This window comes from Sutterella megalosphaeroides, from assembly GCF_003609995.1.
Taxonomy (GTDB): domain Bacteria; phylum Pseudomonadota; class Gammaproteobacteria; order Burkholderiales; family Burkholderiaceae_F; genus Sutterella; species Sutterella megalosphaeroides.
Window position 1 is genome coordinate 937,437 of sequence record NZ_AP018786.1, and the last position, 23,338, is coordinate 960,774.

At 63.6% G+C, this 23,338-nt stretch carries 18 protein-coding genes; 12 read left to right on the top strand and 6 right to left on the bottom strand.

Features of this window, described 5'->3' with window-relative positions; all coding sequences use genetic code 11:
* Window positions 1-21: 21 nt before the first annotated feature.
* Window positions 22-699, bottom strand: coding sequence for a FadR/GntR family transcriptional regulator (locus S6FBBBH3_RS04180; protein ID WP_197714303.1), 678 nt, complete (start codon window positions 697-699; stop codon window positions 22-24).
* Window positions 700-1,176: 477 nt separating this feature from the next.
* Between S6FBBBH3_RS04180 and S6FBBBH3_RS04185 the strand changes: the two genes are divergently transcribed.
* On the top strand, window positions 1,177-1,743 hold the full coding sequence (locus tag S6FBBBH3_RS04185; RefSeq protein WP_120176559.1) for a TMEM165/GDT1 family protein: 567 nt from the start codon (window positions 1,177-1,179) through the stop codon (window positions 1,741-1,743).
* Window positions 1,744-1,874: 131 nt separating this feature from the next.
* On the opposite strand, the gene S6FBBBH3_RS04190 is transcribed toward S6FBBBH3_RS04185, so the two are convergent.
* Window positions 1,875-2,636 (bottom strand): MipA/OmpV family protein, encoded by a 762-nt coding sequence (locus S6FBBBH3_RS04190; RefSeq protein ID WP_120176560.1) that lies wholly within the window; start codon window positions 2,634-2,636, stop codon window positions 1,875-1,877.
* A 332-nt stretch (window positions 2,637-2,968) separates the two neighbouring features.
* Between S6FBBBH3_RS04190 and S6FBBBH3_RS04195 the strand changes: the two genes are divergently transcribed.
* Window positions 2,969-3,595 (top strand): TetR/AcrR family transcriptional regulator, encoded by a 627-nt coding sequence (locus S6FBBBH3_RS04195; RefSeq protein ID WP_170143811.1) that lies wholly within the window; start codon window positions 2,969-2,971, stop codon window positions 3,593-3,595.
* Between the two features lie 64 nt (window positions 3,596-3,659).
* Here the strand turns inward: S6FBBBH3_RS04195 and S6FBBBH3_RS04200 are convergent, their stop codons facing one another.
* From S6FBBBH3_RS04200 to S6FBBBH3_RS04210, 3 genes are all read right to left on the bottom strand, one after another.
* A complete protein-coding gene (locus tag S6FBBBH3_RS04200; protein ID WP_120176562.1) occupies window positions 3,660-5,180 on the bottom strand; it encodes a hypothetical protein in 1,521 nt (506 codons plus the stop codon).
* Between the two features lie 55 nt (window positions 5,181-5,235).
* Window positions 5,236-7,971: a DNA mismatch repair protein MutS gene (mutS, locus tag S6FBBBH3_RS04205; RefSeq protein ID WP_120176563.1), complete on the bottom strand. Its 2,736-nt coding sequence runs from the start codon at window positions 7,969-7,971 to the stop codon at window positions 5,236-5,238.
* Between the two features lie 168 nt (window positions 7,972-8,139).
* Window positions 8,140-9,105, bottom strand: coding sequence for an inositol monophosphatase family protein (locus S6FBBBH3_RS04210; protein ID WP_120176564.1), 966 nt, complete (start codon window positions 9,103-9,105; stop codon window positions 8,140-8,142).
* Window positions 9,106-9,719: 614 nt separating this feature from the next.
* On the opposite strand from S6FBBBH3_RS04210, the gene S6FBBBH3_RS04220 reads away from it, so the two are divergent.
* The 10 genes from S6FBBBH3_RS04220 to S6FBBBH3_RS04265 all read left to right on the top strand — a co-directional run bounded on the left by S6FBBBH3_RS04220 (window position 9,720) and on the right by S6FBBBH3_RS04265 (window position 21,949).
* Complete coding sequence (locus S6FBBBH3_RS04220) at window positions 9,720-11,261, top strand: ABC transporter substrate-binding protein (RefSeq protein WP_120176566.1); 1,542 nt, start codon at window positions 9,720-9,722, stop codon at window positions 11,259-11,261.
* Between the two features lie 202 nt (window positions 11,262-11,463).
* Window positions 11,464-13,758, top strand: coding sequence for a dipeptide ABC transporter ATP-binding protein (locus S6FBBBH3_RS04225; RefSeq protein ID WP_120176567.1), 2,295 nt, complete (start codon window positions 11,464-11,466; stop codon window positions 13,756-13,758).
* A 3-nt stretch (window positions 13,759-13,761) separates the two neighbouring features.
* Entirely contained in the window at window positions 13,762-14,685 is a 924-nt protein-coding gene (locus S6FBBBH3_RS04230; RefSeq protein WP_120176568.1) for an ABC transporter permease, read from the top strand.
* Between the two features lie 43 nt (window positions 14,686-14,728).
* Window positions 14,729-15,562 carry an ABC transporter permease gene (locus tag S6FBBBH3_RS04235; RefSeq protein WP_120176569.1) on the top strand — a complete coding sequence of 278 codons (834 nt, stop codon included), beginning with the start codon at window positions 14,729-14,731 and terminating at the stop codon, window positions 15,560-15,562.
* 100 nt (window positions 15,563-15,662) lie between these two features.
* On the top strand, window positions 15,663-17,282 hold the full coding sequence (locus tag S6FBBBH3_RS04240; protein WP_120176570.1) for an alkaline phosphatase family protein: 1,620 nt from the start codon (window positions 15,663-15,665) through the stop codon (window positions 17,280-17,282).
* A 131-nt stretch (window positions 17,283-17,413) separates the two neighbouring features.
* Window positions 17,414-18,358, top strand: coding sequence for a phosphoserine phosphatase SerB (serB, locus tag S6FBBBH3_RS04245; RefSeq protein WP_120176571.1), 945 nt, complete (start codon window positions 17,414-17,416; stop codon window positions 18,356-18,358).
* 223 nt (window positions 18,359-18,581) lie between these two features.
* Window positions 18,582-19,472 carry an aldo/keto reductase gene (locus S6FBBBH3_RS04250; protein ID WP_120176572.1) on the top strand — a complete coding sequence of 297 codons (891 nt, stop codon included), beginning with the start codon at window positions 18,582-18,584 and terminating at the stop codon, window positions 19,470-19,472.
* A 110-nt stretch (window positions 19,473-19,582) separates the two neighbouring features.
* Window positions 19,583-20,377: an RNA methyltransferase gene (locus S6FBBBH3_RS04255; RefSeq protein ID WP_120176573.1), complete on the top strand. Its 795-nt coding sequence runs from the start codon at window positions 19,583-19,585 to the stop codon at window positions 20,375-20,377.
* A gap of 103 nt (window positions 20,378-20,480) precedes the next feature.
* Window positions 20,481-21,209 carry a hypothetical protein gene (locus S6FBBBH3_RS04260; protein ID WP_120176574.1) on the top strand — a complete coding sequence of 243 codons (729 nt, stop codon included), beginning with the start codon at window positions 20,481-20,483 and terminating at the stop codon, window positions 21,207-21,209.
* 179 nt (window positions 21,210-21,388) lie between these two features.
* Window positions 21,389-21,949, top strand: coding sequence for a flavodoxin family protein (locus tag S6FBBBH3_RS04265; RefSeq protein ID WP_120176575.1), 561 nt, complete (start codon window positions 21,389-21,391; stop codon window positions 21,947-21,949).
* Window positions 21,950-22,066: 117 nt separating this feature from the next.
* Here the strand turns inward: S6FBBBH3_RS04265 and S6FBBBH3_RS04270 are convergent, their stop codons facing one another.
* The gene (locus S6FBBBH3_RS04270; protein ID WP_120176576.1) at window positions 22,067-23,245 is read right to left on the bottom strand and encodes a MalY/PatB family protein; all 1,179 of its coding nucleotides are present in this window, start codon (window positions 23,243-23,245) and stop codon (window positions 22,067-22,069) included.
* Window positions 23,246-23,338 lie beyond the last annotated feature (93 nt).

Genomic DNA, 23,338 nt, shown 5'->3' on the forward strand with positions numbered 1-23,338 from the left:
TTTCGTTTTGCCGACGGGCAATCAAGCCTGAAGCATGTCGACCTGTTCGCGCAGGTGTTCGCGCAGGAGCTCTTTCGCACGGTCTTCTTCGCCGCGCTTGATGGCTTGCAACAGCTCCCGCTCCTGACGGGCGATGTTGAGAAAAAACTCCGGATTGTTCTGCGGCAGGGTCGAGGTCGTCTTTTCGAAGTACGTGACGAGCGCCGCGGAGAAGACCTGAAGGACGCGGTTCCCGCAGGCTTCAAGGAGCAGCAGATGGAATTCGCGGTCCCAACGGTCCGCTTCCTGCGTGTTCGCGGCGTTTGCTTCGATGCGGTTGATCGCTTCGTCGAGTCGGCCGAGGAGGGCGGGCGTCACGCGGCGGATCGCGAGCGGAATGATGTCGACCTCGATCAGGAGACGCGCTTCGATAAACTCGCGGATATCGAAGTTCGCGATGTCCATCTGAACCTGGATCTGCGCGGAGAGGTTCTTCGGGCCGAGATTGTTGACGGTCATGCCGCGCTTCGGAGCACGGTCGACGACGCCCATCTGGGAGAGAACGCTCAACGCCTTGCGGATCTTGTAGCGCGTCACGCCGAAGCGGGTGGCGAGTTCCGTTTCGGTATCGATGCGTCCGCCCGACTTGGCCTGGCGGAGAATGTGTTGATGAATCGCGCGAAAGAGCGCTTCTTCATCGACCAACGTGTCTTTTGTCAAAGCCGTTCCCCGGAAAGTGCCGTCCGACGGGTGTGTTCCGCCCGGGTCGGATCCTTCGGGCGGAGACGAACGGCTGCGTGCTGGTTGGAAAAAATTGAAGTGGCGCTCATTTTAGCGCAGAGACGCGACGGTATCGCTCGCCCAAAGACGAGCGAAGCGGAGGGCGCGCGGTCCGTGCTGTATATTCGACCAAACGCCAATCGGCACGCTTGAATTCTGTTAAAATCCCCGCTCTTCTCGCAGAGGAGTAGCCGGGAAGGGCGTCCGAGACGCCGTTTCCGTCCGCGTCAACATACTTGGCGTCCGTTTTTCCCACCTTGCGGACCCATGGCGCGGACAGCGGGGGTGCGTGCAACGCGCACCGTGTCGGCAAGATCTGCGAAGGCATCCGATGCGACCGGGCGGGACCGGCGGCGGAGGCCTTCGTACGATTGTTTGTCGCCGACTGCCCGCCCTCTCCTTTCCCTGACCCCTATCATGATCCTCGAGTCGCTTACCCTCTCGACCCTGGTCGTCACGGCCGCCGAAATCGGCGACAAGACGCAGTTGCTCGCACTTTGCCTTGCGGCGCGCTTTCGCGCCCCGGTGCCGATCGTGCTCGGCATTCTCGCCGCCACCGTTTTGAATCATCTGTTGGCCGGGCTCCTCGGCCTCTCGGTGGCGAGCTTTCTCACGCCCGAGACGCTCAAGTGGATTCTCGTCCTCTCGTTCCTTGCGATGGGTCTCTGGATGCTCGTTCCCGACAAGATCGACGAGGCGGACTGTACGAGCGCTCCGAATACCTACGGCGTCTTCGTAACGACGGCCACGCTCTTTTTCCTCGCGGAAATGGGTGACAAGACGCAGCTCGCGACCGTGGCGCTCGCCGCGCACTACCACGACGCGATTTTCGTGGTGGCGGGTACCACGCTTGGGATGCTGATCGCCGACGTCCCCGCGGTCTTCGTGGGAGACAAGCTTTCGCAGAAAATCAGCATGGTCTGGATGCGTCGCATCGCGGCCGTGATCTTCCTCGGGTTTGCCGTGGCGTCCTACTTCGCCTAAGACGCCGCAGAGCATTTCTCGCAACGAGATCAAAACGACAAAAAGGGGCGCGTACCGCTGCGGTACGTGCCCCTTTTGAATATTCGGGCATTCGGGCGGCGGTTGCACCCCTCCGCCCGGAACCTCTCAACTTAGAAGTTGTAGCGCACGCCCGCGCCGACCAACCACTTCACGTCGTCTTCGACCATCGGGCTGTCCTTCACTTCGGAGGGGATCAAGGTCGCGGAAGCCGTACCGAAGAGCGACCAGTTCGCGCCGAGCGAATAGTCGACGTCCATGCCGAAGGCGGGCGTCACGGCGGCGTCGGGCGAGTAGGCGTTGAAGCCCGAGCGACGCGATTCGGCGTTGGAAACACCATAGTAGTAAGAGTTAAAGTTCTCGCTCGCCCACGTGATCGTGGTGAAGGGGACGAGCGTCAGGTCGCCCAAGCGCACCGGGTAGCGGTAGGAGCCGATCATGAGGACGCCGTCGCTCTTACCGAGCACGTCGACGTGCACGCTCGCGTCGACGATACCGAAGCGGCTCGTCCAGCGGTAGCCGACCGAGGCGGCCATCGAGGTGTCGCGCTTCTTGAGGGTCTTCATGCGCGCGTCGTCGGAGTCGTCCGGATCGAAGAACATCGGCATCCAGCCGAGACCGAGACGCACGGAATGGGCTTCGTTCTTGAAGAGATAAACGCCGCCCGCGACGCCGTGCATCCAGAAGTGATCCGATTCGACCGTGAGGGCGGGAAGCGGGTAGAAGACGGTGTCCGTGTCGCGGTATTCGGACGTGGTCGCGTAAAGCACGCCGCCGAGGCTCACCTGGGTGGGCGCAGCCTGAAGGGCGGCGGGCAGAGCAAAAGCGGCGGAAATCGCGGAAACGAGCGCAAGCTTGCGGAACGAAGCGGTCATGTGAAAACTCGCAAAAGACAAAGGAAGTCGGAGTCGTACGGATCGAAACGAGCGATTCGGAGAGCCGATCGGACGAGCGTAGGGTGAACTGAACCGTACAGTCCACTTTTGATAAAACTGAACCGCCGAGTTTATTTATAATTTTTTACGCTGTCAATGAACGGTTGTTCGTTTTTTTGAGAGACCGCTCGGGGCGTGTGTTTTTTCGCTTCGAGCGTTTTTCGTACCGACGACCGAACGCGCCTTCCGCTATGCTTTTTGTCGGATGTCGGTCGGCGCGCAGGAGACGAGCGCCGCCGACGCCGGGAACGACCGCTGAAAAAAAGAAACGAATGAAGACCCTTTCTCCGATTCGCAGGGAATCCATCCTTGCTGCCGCCTATGCTCTGATTGACGTCGACGGGCTCGAGGGCGCCTCGATGGACCGCATCGCCCGCGAAGCGGGCGTCTCGAAGACGACGCTCTACAACTACTACCCGTCGAAAGAGGAGCTTTTGCGAGCGGTGATCGTGCGGTACGCAACCTCCTTTCTCACGCGCTCCGTCGAGGATCTCGTTGCGGCGGAGGATTCGCCCGAGCCGCTCGAAGCGAAGCTCAAGACCTTTGCCCGGCACGTGCTCGACTTTCTCTACCGCGAGAAGTCGGTCGGACGCTTTTACCGTTTGATCGTGGGGGCGTCGGTGCACTCCGATGTGGGGCGCATTTTTCGAAGTGCGGGTCCCGAAGAGGCCATGCAGGCCGTGGCCGCCTACCTGAAGCGTCGCATGGACGCGGGCGAACTCGCGCCCGCCGACCCGTACGTGCGCGCGCGGCAGCTGATGGCGATCATCCGCTCGGAAACGGACGCGTACCTGCTTTCGCAGGACTTCCCCGACTTTCGTCCCGAAGACGTCGAGGCGATGAGCGCTCGGGCGGCCGCCTTCTTCGTCGAAGGCGCGAAGGCCCGTTCGAACGTCTGATCCAAGGATCCATCGAAAGTCCGAAAAGAAGAAAGGCCTGCCGAAGCGGCGGGCCTTCGTTCTTTCAGATGTCCGACGAACCGAGTTCGCGAACGGGCAGACCCCGGCGCAGTCCGCGCAGCGCGTCGTCAAAGACGGAGGCGGCGTTGAACGAGAGTTCCACCGTGTAGGAGCGGTCGCCCGAGAGGAACGTGATGGCGGTGCCGTCCGAGGTGGCCGCGTCGAGGTCGGAGAGTCGAATGCTGAAGGGCTTTTCGGACTGAAGGAAGAGAACGCGTCGGGTCGTGAGCACGAGTTCCCCGGGCGTCGATTGCGCGACCCGACCGTAGATGGGTTTCCCGTCCATCCCGCCGAATTGCATGGAGATGTTCTTCGTGACGCGGAGGCTTCCGCCCAAGTAGCCGCCCGAATGTTCCGTCACGCGCTCCGTCACGTCCCGACGCCGGCCGGAACTCTGAAAGACAACGGATTCGTCTTCGTCGAGCAACGGGCCGTTCGAGGTGTGGAGGATCGGAAGGTATCGACCTTGGCGAACCGTCTCGACAAAGTCGGGCGTCATGGGGCCCGAACCGAAATCGGCTCGGAACGCCTTCAGCTTTTTGGCTCCGAACGCCTTCAACTTTTTGGCTTCGACAATCGCGCGGGCGCGTTCGGCCGCCCGAACCTTGTAGGCTTTGTAGGCCGGAGTTTCGACCCACAGCGCGCGGTGCGCGAGACCGAGCGTCACGACGTGCAGGCCGAGCGCAATCCCGAAGGCCGTAAGGTCGTTCGAATCGTCGTTCGAATCAACGAGAAGTGCGAACGCGGCCGCGAGAATGGCCGCAAAGAGGCTCAACGCGCTCGTCCCGTAGTAAAAGCGAAATTCCCAGTCGGCGACGAACTTCCACGGGCGCAGCCGCCCGTAGACCAAGTCCGCGACGATGGTTGCCGCGATCAAGACGGCGACGAGAACGATCCACCAAGGAGTCGCCGAAGCGGCTTCGCCCGCGCTTTCCGCGCGAAGCCCCGGCGGAAGGCCGGCAACGACGAAGAGGCCGATCAACGCCAACCAGAGCCAGGCGACGGGACTCACGGCCTTGAGAAGTCGCGAAACGACGTTCGCTTTCGCATCGTTCGCCTCAGGTGCCGCTTCTTTATGCGTTCGGGTGCCCTCGGTGGTCTCACCTTCTTCGGCCGACGGGATGGGCTCTTCTTTCGGTTTCTTCTTCGAGATACGCAGCGCGCGGTGCGCGAAGCCGAGCGTCGCCAGGTGTGCGACGAGAAAGAGCGCAAAGAGCGCGGAATTTTCGGGTGCGAAGTTGATTGCAACGAAGGATGCAAGCAACAGCGTGACGCTCGAACCGTACCAAGCGCGGTAGGCCGTGTCGCGCACCCATCGCCACGGACTCAGACGACTTCGATAGAGGCCGACCGCCGTCGGAAGCAGAATCACGACGCCCGCAACGCCGATGCCCGCGGCAACGCCCGCAGGATCCTCGGCAAACTGCCCCGAGAAGAACTGAGAGGCGGCTCCGAGAACGAAGAGCGTCACCCAGAACCAATTGACGGGACTCAGGGCCCTGAAGAACCGGGTGAGGATCGTCATGTGTTCGGCCTCCGAAAGAAAGGGTGCGGGGTGCGGCGTTTATGTGTCGAAAGCGTTACGCGTCGCTCGCGTTGCTCTTCTCGGACGCTTCGAAGCGGGCTTCGGTTTCTTCGAGCGCCGTCTTCAGCGCGGGAAGCGTCCCGTAGAGAAGTTCGAGCGCGGCGCGCGGCGTGAGACTGTCGAGGTCCGTCGCGCAGAGCGCTTCGACGCGATCGAGGAAGGGGCGAAGGTCCTCTGGACTAACCCCCGGGGCCTTTTCTTCGAACGCATCGTCGCCGAAGTCGTCCGCCGCGGGTGCGTCGAGCAGCGGATCGTGCGGCAGGTCGAAGAGCGACGGCTGCATCCCGGGCATTTTCCCCGCTTCGAGGTCGCGCAACACTTCGCGCGCACGGCGCACCACCTTGGGCGGAACGCCCGCCAACTGCGCGACCGCAATCCCGTAGGAGCGGTTGGCGGGACCTTCCGTGATTTCGTGAAGGAAGACGACGCGCGACTTTGCCTGCGTGGCCGCAACGTGCACGTTCGCCACGCCGCGCAGCTCTTCGGCGAACTTCGTGAGTTCGAAGTAGTGGGTCGCAAAGAGCGTGTAGGCCCGGGCGTCTTCGACGAGCGACTGTGCGATCGCAGCCGCAAGCGACAAGCCGTCGTAAGTCGACGTGCCGCGCCCGATTTCGTCCATGAGGACGAGACTCCGGTCCGTCGCCTGATGCAGAATCGTCGCCGCTTCGGTCATCTCGACCATGAAGGTCGAGCGCCCGCGCGCGAGGTCGTCCGAGGCGCCGATGCGGGTGTGGATGCGGTCGACGGGGCCGATCTCGGCCGAGGCGGCCGGAACGAAACTCCCCGCCCACGCAAGAAGGACGATCAGGGCAACCGAGCGCATGTACGTCGACTTACCGCCCATGTTGGGACCGGTGATGACGAGCATGCGACGGTTTTCGTCGAGCCGGCAGTCGTTTGGGACGTAGTTTTCGATGGCGGTTTCAACGACCGGGTGGCGCCCGCCCGCAATCGAAAGGCCCGTGCGGCCCGTAAGACGCGGCTTCACCCAGCGGTATTCGATCGCATGCTCCGCAAGCGAGAGGAGCGCGTCGAACTGCGAGAGGGCGGAAGCGGCCGCCATGAGGCGCTCGACTTCGGGTTGCAGGCGCTTCACGACCTCAAGGTAGAGTTCGCGCTCCAGAGCGCTCGAGCGCTCTTTGGCGGAGAGGGCCTTGTCCTCGTAACTCTTCAGTTCGGGCGTGATGTAGCGCTCCGTATTCTTGAGCGTCTGCCGACGGTGGTAGTGCAACGGCACGTCCTTCGACTGTGCTTTCGAGACTTCGATGTAAAAGCCGTGCACTTTGTTGAATTCGACGCGCAGGGTGGAGAGGCCCGTCGCCTGACGCTCGCGCGCTTCGAGGTCCAAAAGGAATTGGCCCGTGTTGTCGCGTAGGTCGCGCAGGGTCTTCAGCTCTTCGTTGAAGCCGCTTGCAATCACGTCCCCGTCGCGAAGCTGTACGGCGGGCTCTTCGAGAAGCGCTTCGCGCAGAAGCGTTGCGACGGTCTCGGGCACCGCGAGCGCGCGACAGAGGTCCGCAAAAAGCGCCGCGGGCGAATCCGCAAACACCGCGCCGAGAGCGCGCACGGCGGGCAGCGCGTCGCGCAACGACGCGAGTTCCCGCGGACGGACGCTTCCGAGCGCGATGCGGCTCGCGATGCGTTCGATATCGGGAAGAGCGTTCAAGGCCTCGGAAAGACGCGCGCGGTCGTCCGTATCCGTCACGAGTCGTTCGATCGCATCGTGTCGGGCGCGCGCGGCGTCGGCGCCGCGCAGCGGCTGATTGAGCCAGCGCTTCAGTTCGCGGCTCCCCATGGCGCTTCGGCACCCGTCGAGCACCGAAAAGAGCGTCAATTCGCCCGCGTCGCGGCGCACCGTGTCGGAAATTTCCAGATTGCGGCGGCTCGCCGGGTCGATCACGATGAATTCGTTTTCGGTGACGAGTTTGAGCGGTCGGATGAAGGGGAGGGCGTCGACCTGCGTCTCCGCCGTGTAGTCGAGGAGCGCGTTCGCGGCTTCGAGAACGAGCGGAAAGCCCTCGATTTCCCAGGCGTCGAGGTTGTCAAGGCCGAATACCTTCTTGAGGTTCTCCTCCCCGTGGGCCGCATCGAAGTGCCAGTCGGGCATCGACGTGAGAACGAGCTCGGGGTGCGTGTCGCGAAGCGTTTGCTTCAGGTGTTCGGGCACAAGAATTTCCGACGGGGCGATGCGTGCGAGTTCGCTTTCGAATTGCTCCGCGGAGACGTTCTCCGCACGGAAGTCGCCGCTCGAGAGCGTGAGCCACACGAAGCCGTAGCCCGCATCCCCCTTGCGACGGCGCTTCGGAGCGGCGACGGCAAGAAGCACCGAGTCGGACTTTTCAGGGAGGAGCGCCGTTTCCGTAAGCGTCCCCGGCGTGATGATGCGGGAGATCTTGCGCTCCATGGTGGGGCCCTTCCCCGGCACCCCCTGCTGCTCGGCAATGACGACGCTCTCGCCCATTTTCACAAGCCGCGCCACGTACTGATCGAGCGACACCATCGGAATCCCCGCCATCGGAATGGGCGTACCGTCGGGCATCTTTCCGCGTTTCGTAAGCGTGATGCCGATCAGACGATTGGCCTTCGCTGCATCGTCGAAGAACGTTTCGTAGAAGTCCCCCATGCGAAAGAGGACGAGTTGCTCGGGGTAGCGACGCTTGATTTCGACGAACTGCCGCATGGCGGGCGTGAACTGCGAAAGCGACTCGGTCTGAAGGTCGAAGGTGCCCATGAGATGAGTACTGTAGATTGTCGGTATCGGAAGAGGACTATTTTCGCATGCGCGTTCGGCACCGCGAAACGAAAAGACCCCGAAGTCCGCGGAACGGATCGGGGTCTCCCGGGACTCGGCCGGGGCCGAAAAGAGACCGCGACAATTCGGGTCTCTCGGACGCGGAGATTATTCCGCGGCGGCCTTCGGCTTGCGCGGAGCGCGCTTCTTGGCGGGAGCCTTTTCAGCCTTGGGGGCTTCTTCGGCGGCGTCGGCCGTCTTTTCGACCTTCGTCGTCAGGGTCTTCGTGCTCTTCGCGGCCGTCGATTCGGTTTCGCTCTTTTCGGCCTTTTCCGTCTTTTCAAGACGGCCGACGAGCGGGAGGAGCTTCGCGAAGATGCGCGGCGTGCCGCAGCAGACCGAGCCCGTTTCGAGCCACTTTTCGCCGCCTTCGAGGTCGGTGATGAGGCCGCCCGCTTCGAGAACGAGGAGGCCGCCCGCGGCGATGTCCCAGGGCTTCAGGCCCGCTTCCCAGTAGCCGTCGTAGCGGCCGCAGGCAACCCACGCCAGGTCGAGCGCGGCCGAGCCCGGACGACGGATGCCCGCCGAGCGTTCGGCCACCTTGCGAAAGCCCGTCATATACGCATCGAAATCGTCCGTGCGACGGAAGGGGAAGCCCGTGCCGATCAACGAGCGGCGAAGGTCTACGGTGTCGGAGACGCGGATGCGGCGGTTGTCGAGGAACGCCCCCTGGCCCTTCGCGGCCGTGAAGAGTTCGTTCTTCGCCACGTCGTAGATAACGGCCGCTACCACTTCGCCGCGGTAGGCGAGCGCGATCGAGACGGCGTACTGCGGAAGACCGTGCATGAAGTTGGTCGTACCGTCGATCGGGTCGATGATCCAGAGGTAGTCGCTCTTGCCGCCGATGCGACCGGCTTCTTCCGTGAGGAAGGCGTGACGCGGATACGCGGCCTGCAGCTCCTGAACGATCGCTTCTTCGGCGGCCTTGTCGGCGCTCGTCACGAAGTCGTTGGCGGCCTTGGCTTCGACGGTGAGGCGGTCGAGGTCGTTGGCGGCGCGGAGGATTTCCTTGGCGGCGCGGCGAGCGGCTTTGACGGCCGTTGCAATATAGGCGGAGAGTTGCGACGTGGACATGGGGAGCTCGAATTGAAAGAGAACACGGGGCCCGGGGACGCGCAACGAAAAAGCGCGTGCGGACTTTAAAAAAGCAAAGCGGAGAGAGGCCCGACGAGGCCCGCCCTCCGATATCGGGCGAAGAGTTTAACGCAAAGCCCGCTCGAAGTGGGGGAAAACACGGTGGTTTTCCCTAGGGACGTCGGTTTTCGTGACGAAACGATGACGAAAACGGGCGCTGAAAAGTCCTCAAGCTGTTTACCGGCTAACGGGTCACGAAGACTTCATGAAGCCGTGCAAAGAAATGTCACACGTGGGGCGGAGAATGCTTCCCGAGCCGACGGACGGCGCACGCGTTGTCACGAAAGACACAACGCCTGCACGGACGCGGTCTCAGGAATTTTTCGGTCCGTACGAAATACGACGAAGTACGACGTCCGACGACACCCCGAAGCCCGCAACGCACGGCAAAGAGCCGCACGAAGAAAAAACGGAAATCGCTCGGGTTCTCGGCGGGTGAGGGCGCTCTTCGGTCTTCGGTTTTCGTGCGGATCTTCACCCGGGCCTTTCGGTCTCTTCAAACGCACCCGATGCGGGGTCAAGAAGACCGACGGACCCCTAGGAGTTTCTCTCTCATGCTTGCTATCCGTACGATCGTCGCCGCGACGCTCTCGGCCGCTTCCATCGCCGCTTTTGCCGGGGCCGACCACATGGTGATCGCCATGCCCCAACTGCCGACCGTGATCGAGCCGCAGGGCTTGAACAACAACGCGATCGACCGCTACCTGCCTTCCGTCTTCGAAACCCTCCTGAAGGCCGACAACGCAACGGGCGAACTGAAGCCGGGGCTCGCCGAATCCTGGAAGCGCGTCTCGCCCGAAACGGTCGAATTCAAGCTCCGTCACGGCGTCAAGTTCCACGACGGCACGGACTTCACGGCCGACGACGTCGTCTTCACGTTCGGTCCCGAACGCTTCTCGGGCGAAAAGGCTCCGGGCCGCGCCGTCGCGTGGGAATTCCTCGGGAACCTCAAGGAAGTGACGAAGGTCGACGACTATACGGTGAGGATCACCATGAAGACGCCCGACCCGATCATCGAACGCCGTTTCTCGGCGCGCACCTCCGAAATCGTCTCCGAAGACGGTTGGAAGGCCGCGGGCGGCTGGGAAAACTGGATCCGCAAGCCGATCGGCACGGGTCCCTACAAGATCGTCGACTTCAAGACGGGCAACCGCCTCGAACTCGTTCGCAACGACGGCTACTGGGCCAAGCCCGCTCCCGCCGCGCGCGTGAGCTTCGTGGAAGTGCCGGAACTCTCCGCCCGCGTCGCGGGTCTGCGCTCGGGCGAATTCGACCTCATCACCGAGGTGACGCCCGATCAGGTGAAGCCCCTCTCGCAGGACGGCCGCATCGACGTCGTGGGCGGCGCCATCGACAACGTCTACGGCATGATCTTCGACTCGAAGAGCTCGAACCTCATGGCGAGCAAGGAGCTCCGTCAGGCGATCCTTCACGCGATCGACCGCGACCTCCTCGTGCAGGCCCTCTTTGCGGGTCGCACGACGCCCGCGAACAGCTTCCAGTCGAAGACCTTCGGCGAACTTTACCTCCCGCAGTTCGACGCCAAGCTCTACGACCCCGAAAAGGCGAAGGCCCTCGTCAAGGCCTCGGGCTACAAGGGCGAACCCATCGTCTGGCGCATCCAGACGGGCTACTACACGCAGGAACTCACCGTCTCGCAGGCGATTGCCGGGATGCTCAAGGCCGTGGGTCTCAACGTTCAGCTTGAAGTGAAGGAAAACTGGACGCAGGTCGAAGCCGACGGCGCCGATCGCATGATCAACAACGCCTCGTTCTCGGCCTACTACCCCGATCCCGTCGCGCAGCTCTGGCGCCGCATGAAGCCCGCGAGCTTCTGGATCGATGCCGGTTTCGTTGCCGACAGCCCCGAATACCGGAAGTTCTGCGAACTCGGCCGCGTGCTCGAGAGCTCGGTGGACGCCGCCGAACGCAAGAAGGCCTGGGAAGGGATGCTCGCCACCTTCGCCGAGAACCCTTGGGCCTGCCCGCTCTACGCCCTCCCGATGCTCTACGCGAAGCAGAAGAACGTCGAGTGGACGCCGAACGTCATGCAGGGGAGCCTTGACCTCTCGGCCGACAACCTCGCTTTCCGCTGATTGAGGCGCAGCCCCCGGCCTTGAGAACCTTCCTGCCGGGGGTCGCCCTTTTCTGCGAAGAGCGCTCGCCGAGAAGCGCAAAGCATCCGAGGCTCCGGACGCGGCGGACCGCGTCGCGGAGCCCTTTGAATTCCAAATCCCCATTTCCCAACGCATTCGTCACCCAGGAAGAAGGGCCGGAGAGTCCTCCGGTCGCACGTCTATGGCATCCCTGACACCATCTTCGAACGCCGTTTCCGAACTCCTTGCGGTACGGAACCTTCACGTTGCCTTCGGCGCCGTGGAAGTCCTCCACGGGGTCGATCTTTCCGTCCGCACGGGACGCATCCACGCTCTGATCGGCGAATCGGGCTCGGGCAAAAGCGTGCTCGCGCGCTCGATTCTCGGGCTCGCGGGCCGTACGAGCCGCACGACGGGCTCGATCCGTTTTGAAGGCCGCGAGCTCGTCGGCCTCACCGAAGACGAATTCCGCGCGCTGCGCGGTGCCGAAATCGGTCTCGTCGTTCAGGACGCGATGTCGGCTCTGAACCCCATGCGCACGATCGGCGAGCAGCTCGCCGAAACGCTCGCCTACCGTCACCCCGACTACCGCAACCGCATGTCCGGGGCGACGGCGCTTGTGAAACACAAGGCGGACCTCACGGATCAGGCCCTCGCGCTTCTTAAGACCGTCGGGATCACCGCCCCCGAAAAGCGCATGACCGCTTACGCCCATCAGCTCTCGGGCGGGATGCGCCAGCGCGTGATGATCGCGCTCGCGCTTGCCGGCGAACCCAAGCTCCTTCTTGCCGACGAACCGACGACGGCTTTGGACGTCGTCGTGCAGCGCGAGCTCTTGAACGAAATGCGCGACCTCGTGCGTGCGCGCGGCATGTCGATGCTTCTCGTCACGCACGACCTTCATCTCGCGCACGACGTGGCGGACGACGTTTCCGTCATGTACGCGGGTCACATCCTCGAAGAAGGTCCGGTCGCCCAAGTGATCGCCCGGCCCGCACACCCCTATACGGAAGGGCTTTTGAACGCCATGCCCGACATGGAAAGCGAACGCGGGACGCTCAAACCCATCCCCGGCGAAATTCCGCCGCCCGACCGTCTCGGCTCGGGTTGCCCCTTCGCGAGCCGCTGCCCGCTCGCCCGCGAAGCCTGCCGCCTCGCGCTCGGCGCCATGAAGATCCTTTCGGTTGCTTCGGAGGCCGAAGGCGACACGACGGTCGAACGGCGCACCCGCTGCGCGGATGCCCTTTTGGACGAAAGCGAGGTTCGTGAAATCCGCGAAACCGCCGACATACTCGAAGCAATCGAAGCGTGTACGTCCGCGGCCAACGCGACCTCCCATGCGTCCGCCGCGACCCCGGTCGAGGCGCGCCCCGCGCAGGCCGACGATGCGACCGACGCCGCCGACGACGAACGGCGCCTTGTTGAAAACGCCGAATCGTTCGGGCCGGTCGGCCCTGCCGGTGCGGACGTGGAAGCCAATCCGCTCGGGGAGCCGCAGCAAACCGACTTCCCCGTGATCGTCGACGTGCGCGTGAAGCGCCACTGCTACTACGCCAGGAAGGGCTTCTTCGGTCGTCGCACTCCCTGGGACGTCCTTCAGGACATCGACCTCAAGATCCGTTACGGCGAAGTGATGGGGCTCGTGGGCGAATCGGGCTGCGGGAAGTCGACCTTGGCGCGCTTGATGCTGGGCCTTGCGAAGCCCACCGAAGGGACGGTGCTCTTCAAGAACGAAGCCTATCCCGAACCCCGCTCGCAGCGCTGGCGCGAACAGCGCTCCTCGATGCAGATGATCTACCAGGACCCCTACGGGTGTTTCGACGCGCGCATTCCGATCGTCGACCAGGTGGCCGAACCCCTGATCGTGCATTCGGGTTTGACGGCGGAGGAAGCGCGCTCCCGTGCGCTCGACGTTCTGAAGCTCGTCGGCATGCCCGAACACCACGCGGGAAAGCTCCCCGGCGTCATGTCGGGCGGGCAGCTGCAGCGCGCGGCCATTGCCCGCGCGGTGGCGCTCCGTCCGGCGCTCCTTGCCTGCGACGAACCCGTGGCGTCTTTGGACGTTTCGATCCAGGCGCAGGTGCTGGAACTTCTCAACCGACTTCGCGAACAAACGAAGATGTCGATGCTCTTCGTGTCGCACAACCTCAACGTCGTTCGCTACATCTGCGACCGCGTCACGGTGATGTACCTCGGGCGCATCGTCGAGACGGGGGATGTGGACACCGTCTTCGGCAACCCCAAGCACCCCTACACGCGCCTTCTCATGGCCTCGACCCCGGGGGCGAACGACTCGGTCGTGAAGTACTACCCGAAGGGCTCGATGCCGAGCCCGATCGACCGCCCCGCGGGGTGCGTCTTTGCGAACCGCTGCCCCTTGGCGCGGGACCTCTGCCGCCGGTCGGTGCCGCCCCTGCGCACGGACGCGTCGGGTCACGGCGTCGCGTGCTTTCACGGCACGTCCTTTCTCACCGCGACGACCTCCGAGGAGCTCTGACCGATGTTTGCTCTGATTTTCCGTATCGTTCTGCGCGCCGCGTTCACGCTCTTTTTGCTCACGGCCTGCGTCTTCTTCGCTCTGCACCTCACGGGCGACCCCGCCCGCATCATGCTCGGGAATTCCGCCGACGCGGTGGCGCTCGAAGCCTTCCGCGAGCAGTGGGGGCTCAACCGCCCGCTCTGGGAGCAGTTCCTCGTCTACTTGCAGAAGTTCGTCATGCTCGACATGGGGACGAGCTACATGACGGGTTTGCCCGTGAAGGAAGTCTTCCTTTCGGCCTTCGGTCCCACGATGAGCCTCATGATTCCCACTGCGATCGTGACGCTTCTTTTCGGGATTCCGACCGGGGTGCTCGCCGCTTTGAAGCGCGGCACCCGCACGGACCGCGCCATGATGGTGCTTTCGGTCTTCGGCTACGCCGTGCCGAACTTCTTCATGGGCGTCCTGCTTCTTCTTGTCTTTTCGATTTGGCTCGGGTGGCTTCCCTCCTACGGGAACGGCTCCGTCTGGCACTACATCATGCCGATCGTGACGATGGCGACCTCGGAAGCGGCGATTTTCTCCCGCTACGCCCGAAGCGCCATGATCGACGCGATGCGCCTTCCCTGCGTGCGTGCCGCGCGCATGCGAGGGCTTCCCGAGTCGCGCGTCATTTGGCTCCACGCCCTTCCGAACGCCATGCTCTCGATCCTCACGATTCTGGGCTTTTTCATAGGCACCCTCGTCGCGGGCGCCGTCATTACGGAAAACGTCTTCTCGTGGCCGGGCGTCGGGAAGCTCCTCGTGCAGTCGGTCGCGAACCGCGACATTCCGGTCGTGCAGATGATCGTGCTCGTGACGGGCGCCTCGCTTGTGACCGCCAACCTCTGCATGGACCTTCTCGCCCTCGTCGTCAACCCTCGTCTTCGCAAAGGCGACAACTGACCGGACGACAACCGACACAAGCTGATTTCCGGGACACACCAACATGAACACACGTATTTCGGCAGCGGGTCGAAGCGGCCTCGTCACGGCGAGCGCGCTCCTTCTTCTCGTCTTTTTCCTGGCGGGGGTGCTCGCCCCCTGGATCGCTCCCTACGACATCGAAGCGATGGACCTGACGGGGCGCCTTCTGATGCCCTTCGAATCGAGCGCGCACTGGCTCGGCACGGACGAACTCGGTCGCGACGTACTCTCGCGCCTCCTCCATTCGATTCGCCTTTCCTTCCTCCTTGCGGTGGCGGGGACGGTGCTCGGCGCCGTGATCGGCACGACCTTGGGCTTCATCGCGGCGCGCTTCGGCGGGCTTGCGGACGATGCGGTGAACGCGGGGGTCGACTTCACGGCGTCGCTTCCCTTCATCATCCTCGCGCTCACGATCATCGCCTTCCTCGGGACGGACGTCACCGTGATCATCGTCATCATGGCGGTCTACGGGTGGGACAGGTACGCACGCTTGACGCGCAACCTCGCGCGCTCGGCCTACACCGAGGGCTACGCTTCGGCCCTTGAAGGGCTCGGGATCCCGACGATGCGGATTGCCTTCCGCCACATCCTTCCCAACATCGCCTCGGCCCTGGTCGTCAACATGACGCTCAACTTCCCCGGGATGATCCTCCTTGAAACGTCGCTCTCGTTCCTCGGCGTCGGCGTCCAGCCCCCGATGAGCTCGCTCGGCACGATGCTCGGGTTCGGTCGCGACTACCTCACGACCGCCTGGTGGATCGCCGTCGTCCCCGGGGTCGTGATCGTGCTCTCGACCCTCTCGATGTCGATCCTCGGCGACTACGTGCAGCAAAAGCTCGAACCCGCCTCGCGATAAACCGCAACGCACTGCTCGGGAGCCGGACGCGAGCGTTCGGCTCCCGAAGCCTTTTTGGAAGAACCGCTTTCAACACATCCAAATTCAACGGACCGCAACCATGACGAATTCCGACAACGCTTTGAAGACCGCCGCTCCCGCGCATCCGCGCTTTCTGATCGTGGGCTTCGACGGCCTCAGGCCCGACGCCGTGACGGCCGAAGAAATGCCCGCTTTGACGAGCTTTCTTTCGGAGTCCCACGTGTGGACGAACTACCGCGCGGACTTTCCGACCGAAACCTACGTGAACCACCCGGGGATCTTCTCGGGCTTTCGCCCGACGGACCACGGCGTCATTGCCAACACCTATTTCCGCCGCGGCATGAAGTCCGAAGAGGCGGTCTTTCGCGGCTCGAGCGTCGAGTCGGTGCTCGCGCACGAACGCTTTGAGGGCGGCTGCGGCGTCGTCGCCGTTCCCTCGATCGGGGACCGTTTGGGCGAACGCGGCATGACGATGCGGGTTTACTGCGCGAATTCCGTCGGAAGCACGCGCCTGCAGCACGTGCATGCGGACCGCTACGCGACGCACGTCGTTGCGTGCGTCCATCAGCTCGAAGCAACCGAACCCGCGAACGCCCGCGAAACGCTCGTCGACGCGTTCGGAAACGGCGTTCCGCTCGAATTCCCCGACTTCAAGGGGTCGGCCCTCACGGTCGAGCTCTTTTTCAAGGAAGAGTTGCGCGGGGGCGGCGCCGAAAACCTCGGCGACGTCACGGTCCTCTGGATCGGCGAACCCGACCATTCCTCGCACGAATTCGGCCTCTGGGACGACCGCACGCGCGCGGCGCGTCGTCATGCGGACGACGAGTTCGCGCGGGTGCTCGCCTGGTGGCGCGAAACGGGGCGCGACGCGGGCGTGCAGCTCGTCGTGCTTTCCGACCACGGTCACGGCGTCGTGCGCCGTCACATCTCCATGACGGAAATCCTCGAAAAGGCGGGCTTCAAGGTCGCTACGGGCCGTGATGTCGCCCGCGGGCTCGACCCGAAGACGGTCGACGCGGTCTTGGTGGGTACGTACACGTCGGGGCTCTGGCTGACGGATCCCACCGTCGAAAACCTGCTACGCGCCCGCGACGCCCTGATGGCTTCGCCCGACATCGGGATGCTCTTTTCGCAACCCGACGAAGCGCGTCCCGACGCCGTCGAAGGGCGCGTGCCGGGGACCTTCTCCGAAGCGCTCGTCTTTACCGACAACGACCGTTCCCCCGACCTTCGCATCGTACCGCGCGGCAACCCCGCGACGGGCGACCTCGTCATGGGGCGCGAACTCGCACTCGGGACGGGGAACCACGGGGGGCTCCTGCCTCAGGAATTGAGCTGCGTCTGTGCGATCGCGGGCTCGCGCTTCCCCGGGAAGGGCCGTCACACGGAACCTGCGGGGCACGCGGATGCGGCCGTGACGATCATGGATCAGTTGGGGCTCTTGGACGACGAGGCGCTCCTGCCCCTTCCGACCGGGCGCCTGCTTGTCGAAGCGATGGAGGGCAGCTCAACCTGCTCCAAGGGGACGCTTCCCCTCGTGCCCGCCGTCGAACGGTTGGAGCTCACCTGCGGCTCCTTCACGCAGGTCTTGGAGCGCATCAACCACGCGGGGCGCACCTACCTCACGGCGGGCTACCGCACGAGCGACGACGGGTGGTGCGCCGAAACGGGCCTTCCCGAAGACGTGAGTGAAAAGTAAAGCGCTCGCATCGCAAAGCGGACCACAATAGCCCCGATAGTCTCGACAAGCGTCCCGGAAACATTCCGGGACGCACCACCGGACAAAACACCGTACAAGACACCGGCCTCGACCTAACGAACAAAACCGACATGACCTCCCACGAAACCCAAGCAACCAGCGCCCTCCGAAAGGACGACCGCATCGACATCCTCCTCGGCGGGACCGATCCCGCGGAGCTCGAAAGTTTCGCCCGCGAGTTCCCGGCCGACCTCATCCTTCGTCGCCCGGACTTCATTCGCCTCGCGAACGTCCCAGCGGAAAGCCTTACGGAAGAGCTTCGCAACCGTGCGATCGAGAATCAAATCGACCTTATTGCGCTCACGCCCGGTCTTTCGCTCAAGGACTTCCGCGTCGCGTGCTTCGATATGGACAGCACGCTCATTCAAAACGAGTGCATCGACGACATGGCCGCGATCGTCGGTCGCGGCAAGGAAGTTGCCGAAATGACGCGCCTTGCGATGGAAGGGCATCTGCCCTTTGCCGAAAACCTCCGCCGACGCGTTCATTGTCTCGAAGGCGCCGACGGGTCGATTTTCGAAAAGACGATCGCGGGCTTGAAGCCCACGCCCTTTGCGGCCGAATGGATCGCCATGCTCACCGCAAACGGCATTCGCACCTACATCCTCACCGGGGGCTTTGCGGAAATCGCCCGCGTCGTGGCGGAGCGCTACGGCATGACGGGGTTCGTCTCGAACCGGCTCGGCCTCAACGCCGACGGGTCGCTTTCGGGCGAGGTGACGGGCCCTGCGGGCGGGAAGATTCTCGACGCCGACGGGAAGCGCCGCGCCGTCGAAGTGCTCGCGGAAGTCGCGAACGCGCCGCTTTCCGCCGTCATCTGCGGCGGGGACGGCGCGAACGACCTGGAGATGATCGGGGTTGCGGGCTTCGGCTTTGCCTACCACGGGAAACCCGTCGTTGCGGCCGCGGCCCGACATGCGGTGCGCTTCGGCGACTTCCGCACGGTGGCGCACTGCTTCGTCGAAGCCTGGCCCGAACTCTCCGAATGCGCCTGCGCCGCGCCTTCCGCAAACTGACGGAATCGACCGAACGCCGAACACGACGGGAAGGACGGACACAAAGCCGGTGGTCGGCTTCGGGAGGGCGGTCGCTACAATGACCCTGCACCCGAAGACAGCCGGAAGACGGCCGAAGGCACCTCAAAACCGCTTCGAACCCGTCCTTTCCAGCTCTTCCTCGTTTCCGTTTCGGCTCCTTTTAGGACCCGTTTCGTTTTCACCGCGTTTTTCCGAGGTTCCCATGCTTCCCATCATCGATCGCATCCCGACGTCGCCCGACGACCGCTACGCGCTTTCGGACGGGAATTCGATTCCCTGCATCGGTTACGGCACCTGGCGCGTCAAAGACCGCGAAGACGGCGCGCGCGTGTGCGAAGAGGCCGTCCGAGCGGGCTACCGTCACTTCGATACGGCCTACCTCTACGGGTCCGAAGGGAGTGTCGGCGAAGCCGTTCGCACGAGTGGTATCGCTCGGAGCGAATTCTTTGTGACCACCAAAGTCTGGAAAGACGACCTCTCGGCTGAAGGCGCCCGACGCGAGCTCGGCGTCTCGCTCGAACGACTCGGCCTCGACTACGTCGACCTCCTCCTCATCCATTGGCCCCGCCGCTCGGCGGAGGACGCCGACTGGAAGCGCGCGATCACGGAAACTTGGAACGCCTTTCAGGACTTCAAGGCCGAAGGCCTCGTGAAGTCGATCGGCGTCGCGAACTTCCTCCCGCACCACTTTGCGACCTTGGAAGGCGAAACGCCCGTCGTGAACCAGATCGAGGTCCATCCCGGCTACCTTCAGGAAGAGGTGATTCGCTATTGCCGCGAACGCGGGATCCTCGTCGAAGCTTGGGCGCCTCTGGGGCAAAGCCGCCTGATGACGAACGACGTCGTCCGTGCGATTGCCGAAAAGCACGGCGTGACGCCCGCCCGAGTGTGTTTGCGCTTCTCGCTCGAACTCGGCCTTTTGCCGATTGCGAAGTCCGCGGACCCCGAACGCATGCGCGCCAACCGCGACGTTTTCAACTTCGCGCTTGACGACGAAGACCGCGCGGCGCTCTTCGGTCTTCCCGAAAAGACGGGCTGGTCGGGCGAACACCCCGACGACGCGATCCCGATGCCGGACCCCTCGAAGCTTTGAGCCGCTGCCCGAGCCGCAGTTCGAGTCGAAACCCGATTCGACCGCCGCGAAGCGGACCGCTACAATAGGCGGTCCGCTTTTTTCCATTTTTTCTTGGAGTCGATCGAGAAGTGAATACGCCGGAACTCGCCCGTCGCGTTCGGTTCGTGCTTTGCGAACCGAGTCATCCGGGCAACATCGGATCCGCCGCCCGTGCCGTCAAAACGATGGGTTTTCGCGATCTGCGCGTCGTCGCCCCCCGCGAGGCCGACTACCGCACGCACGAAGAAGCGGTTGCGTACGCCACGAGTTCGATCGACGTGCTCGAAGCCTCGCGCTCGCACGCGACGCTCGCCGAAGCGCTCGAAGGCGTCACTTTCGCCTGGGCCCTGACGGGATACGACCGCGAATTCGGGCCGCCCATGTCCCCCTTGCGCGAAGCGACCGTCAAAACGGATGCGTGGTTGAAGAACTACGACGGGGACGTGGCGTTCGTTTTCGGCACGGAACGAAGCGGCCTCACGAACGAAGAGGTGATGCTCTGCCAAGGCTCCGCCGCAATTGCCGCCGACCCCGAAAGCCCGAGCTTGAATCTCGCCCAGGCCGTGCAGCTCACCGCCTACGAAATGCACATGGCGCTTCTTGCGGGCGAAGGGCACGAAGGGGGGCTTTACGACTGGCAGTCGCGTTTCGGCCACGAAGCGCCCGCCACGAACGAAGCCGTCGAAGGCTTTTTCGCGCACTGGGAAAAGGCCATGATCGCCTGCGGCGTGCACGACCCCGAACACCCGAAATTCCTCATGCCGATCACGCGGCGCCTCTTCGGCCGTTCGGGCCTCACCCAAACCGAAATCGACCTTCTGCGCGGGATCTGCGCGGCGATCATCCGCCCGAAGAAAGACCGCGCGGGCTCGAAAAAGCCCTGAGTTGCCGCGAGCCTCGCGAAGCCCTCGCGCGGCTCTGGCACAATGGGTACTTCCGGGGGCCGACGGGCCCCGGGCACCTCAACTCTTCATCGGGACCACGAACATGTTTGAGTACGCCAAAGAACTTCTCGAAATTCACCGTACGAAGACCGGTCGCTCGACGCTCGGGATCGTCTTCGGCGCTTCGGGCTGGCAGGCGGCCGTGCTCTCGCGCGCCGCTTACTGGTGCGCGCTTCAGGAGTGGGAGGCCCTGGGCGGCCTCGTCTCCTCGCTCAACCGCATCCTGACGGGCGCGGACATCGCCCCCGACGCGAAGCTTTGCGAACGGGTCTACATCGCGCACGGCGCGGGCGTCGTAATCGAATCGGGCGCGCGCCTTGATCCCGACGTCGAACTCCTCGGCTCGGCCTTCGTCGCCCGCAACGTCCGCGTGGCGGCGGGCACCGTGCTCGCTCACGGCGTCCACGTGACCGAAGAAGCGCCTCAGGCTACGGCTCAGGCGATCGAAACCGTGAAGACCGATTCCGACAAGGTCGAAGTTCCCGTTGAAGCGGAAAAGGCAACGGAAAAGGCTCCCGAAAAGTCCGAGGAAAAACCTGCCGAGAAGCCCGCCGACAAGTCCCCCGACCGCGACGCCGCCCTGAAGGAGCTCGCCCGCGTCGTGAAGGAACAAAACGCCGTCATTCAAAAGCTCAACGCCAACCTGAAGGAAGCGGGCGGCGAAGCGATTCCCGACGAAGACCTCCCGAAACTCAACACCCGCAACCTCGGTCTCTCGGTGCGCCGCGCGCGTCATCACCGCACGAAGACGAAACCCGCTGCCGAAGAATGATTGCGCAAAACGGGTTGAATTCCTGAAAATGCAGCGGCCGGACGTATGTGCAACGTGCTCCGGCCGTTTTTCTTTCTGAAATTTTCGAGCAATCCGCGTTCTGCGCCGCATTGCTCGAACGCACGGACGAAAGGACGGCTACACTAGGTGGAAACGATAACTCGAAGAACGCACTCATCATGTCTGCTTTCGATACCGCTTCCGAAACCCAAACCGCTACCGTCCGCGGCTCGACGCCTCTCATCGTGATCAGCTCCCGCACCGGCAACACGCTCATGCTCGCGCATGCGATTTGCGACGCCTGGCCGGGATCGGTCCTCATGAAGCCCGAAGATCTCCCCGAGGATCTATCGCCCTACAACCCCGTGCTCCTCGGCTTCTGGTGCGACCGCGGCATGGCCCCCGAAGACATGCAAGAGGCCGCGAAGCGCTTCGAAGGAAAGCGCATCGGGTGCTTTGCGACGATGGGCGGAAACCCCGACGACGAAAAGTCGAAGGACTGGATGCGCCGCACGTCCGAAGAGCTCGTCGCCTCGGGTCGCGGCAACACGCTCGTTGAAACGTTCCTCTGCCGGGGCCGCATCGACCCGGAACTCTTCGCGCGCATGACGGCCGCTTTGGGCGGCACCGTGAGCCCCGAACGCGAAGCGCGCCGGCAGGCGGCGGAAACCCACCCCGACCGCCTGGACCTCTCGCGCGGCGTGGAAATTTTCCGGAGCGTCTTCGGCGCGAACTGGTGATGCAAATAGGAAAGGCGCCCGGAACAACTCCGAGCGCCTCCGCGGTCTTCCGTGACCATCGAAAGCGTTCGTCGGTGCGAAACCGTCGAACGCTTTTTCCTTGCATGCGACCTGAAATCAGCAACCCTTTTCCTTCTCAAGCGCCTCAAGCCCTCGCTTCAAGCGTCCGAGCGCATCGTCCAAGCGCGTCGCCTGCGTTGCGACATTGAGGCGCAACCATTCGCCCATGTCGGGACGGAACTGGCTCCCGGGCGAGACGATGAGCCCCGTCGTGCGACGGATGACCTCGACCGCCTTGCTCGACGGGACGCCGTAGGCGGAAATGTCGAGCCAGAGAAGGTAAGTGGCAAGCGGATGGCGGCACTTCACCTTCGGAAGTTCCTCGGCGATGAATTGCACCGTACGGCGCTTGTTCGCTTCCAAAACGACGAGCAGCTCTTCGAGCCAGGGTTCGCCCGCGTTGTAGGCGGCAAGAGCGGGTTCGATCACGAGCGCCCCGGGGTTGCAGACCTGATCGCGGTGCAGACCCGCGGCGGCGCGGGCGCGCAGCCGCTCGTCGGGGATGATGACGGCGGAAACGCCGAGCATCGGAATGTTGAAGGTCTTCGAGGGCGAAACGCACGTGAGACTCAAGCGACGCGCTTCGTTGTCGATTGCCTTCTGGTAGGGGACGTAACGGGTTCCCGGGTCGACGAGGTCGCCGTGAATTTCGTCCGACAGAACGGGAACGCCCGCCTTGCTCGTCAATTCGCCGATGCGGCGGAGGTCCTCTTCCGACCAGAGCGTGCCCGTGGGGTTGTGCGGGTTGCAAAGGATCATGAGACGAACGGCGGGGTCGCGAAGCGCCGCTTCGAGCGCCTCGAAATCGATCCGAACGGAACCCTCTTCCTCTTCGATCAAAGGAACGGTCGAGGCGGTGCGGCCGTTTTCTTCGATCGCCTGGAAGAAGCAGTGATAGACGGGCGTAAGCACCACCACCTTGTCGCCCGGGTTCGTGAGCGTTCGTACGAGCGAATGGACGGCGGGCATCACACCCGTGGCAAAGCGCACGCACTCGGGTGCGAAGTGCCAGCCGTAACGGCGGGCGTACCAGGAGGCGACGGCCCGGCCGAATTCGTCCGGCACGATCGTGTAGCCGTAGAGCCCGCGCGCGGCCGCACGCGTTGCGGCCTCAACGATGACGGGCGCCGTTCGAAAGTCCATGTCCGCGACCCAAGCGGGGAGCTCCCCTTCGGCCACGTTCCACTTGAGCGAATAGGTGCCCGAACGGTCGATTTCGGTCGTAAAGTCGAACATCTCCAAAAAACCTCCGAAATTCTGAGAAGAAAGCGGGTGGCCAGCGCCGAAAGCAGCGCTTCGCCAAGTGCCCGGTCGCCGGCCGCATGCCGT

Excerpts from the sequence above, each read along its gene's own strand:
- S6FBBBH3_RS04185 (WP_120176559.1), top strand. The coding sequence starts at position 1,177 with ATGATCCTCGAGTCGCTTACCCTCTCGACCCTGGTCGTCACGGCCGCC.
- S6FBBBH3_RS04190 (WP_120176560.1), bottom strand. The coding sequence starts at position 2,636 with ATGACCGCTTCGTTCCGCAAGCTTGCGCTCGTTTCCGCGATTTCCGCC.
- S6FBBBH3_RS04195 (WP_170143811.1), top strand. The coding sequence starts at position 2,969 with ATGAAGACCCTTTCTCCGATTCGCAGGGAATCCATCCTTGCTGCCGCC.
- S6FBBBH3_RS04200 (WP_120176562.1), bottom strand. The coding sequence starts at position 5,180 with ATGACGATCCTCACCCGGTTCTTCAGGGCCCTGAGTCCCGTCAATTGG.
- mutS (WP_120176563.1), bottom strand. The coding sequence starts at position 7,971 with ATGGGCACCTTCGACCTTCAGACCGAGTCGCTTTCGCAGTTCACGCCC.
- S6FBBBH3_RS04210 (WP_120176564.1), bottom strand. The coding sequence starts at position 9,105 with ATGTCCACGTCGCAACTCTCCGCCTATATTGCAACGGCCGTCAAAGCC.
- S6FBBBH3_RS04220 (WP_120176566.1), top strand. The coding sequence starts at position 9,720 with ATGCTTGCTATCCGTACGATCGTCGCCGCGACGCTCTCGGCCGCTTCC.
- S6FBBBH3_RS04225 (WP_120176567.1), top strand. The coding sequence starts at position 11,464 with ATGGCATCCCTGACACCATCTTCGAACGCCGTTTCCGAACTCCTTGCG.
- S6FBBBH3_RS04230 (WP_120176568.1), top strand. The coding sequence starts at position 13,762 with ATGTTTGCTCTGATTTTCCGTATCGTTCTGCGCGCCGCGTTCACGCTC.
- S6FBBBH3_RS04235 (WP_120176569.1), top strand. The coding sequence starts at position 14,729 with ATGAACACACGTATTTCGGCAGCGGGTCGAAGCGGCCTCGTCACGGCG.
- S6FBBBH3_RS04240 (WP_120176570.1), top strand. The coding sequence starts at position 15,663 with ATGACGAATTCCGACAACGCTTTGAAGACCGCCGCTCCCGCGCATCCG.
- serB (WP_120176571.1), top strand. The coding sequence starts at position 17,414 with ATGACCTCCCACGAAACCCAAGCAACCAGCGCCCTCCGAAAGGACGAC.
- S6FBBBH3_RS04250 (WP_120176572.1), top strand. The coding sequence starts at position 18,582 with ATGCTTCCCATCATCGATCGCATCCCGACGTCGCCCGACGACCGCTAC.
- S6FBBBH3_RS04260 (WP_120176574.1), top strand. The coding sequence starts at position 20,481 with ATGTTTGAGTACGCCAAAGAACTTCTCGAAATTCACCGTACGAAGACC.
- S6FBBBH3_RS04265 (WP_120176575.1), top strand. The coding sequence starts at position 21,389 with ATGTCTGCTTTCGATACCGCTTCCGAAACCCAAACCGCTACCGTCCGC.
- S6FBBBH3_RS04270 (WP_120176576.1), bottom strand. The coding sequence starts at position 23,245 with ATGTTCGACTTTACGACCGAAATCGACCGTTCGGGCACCTATTCGCTC.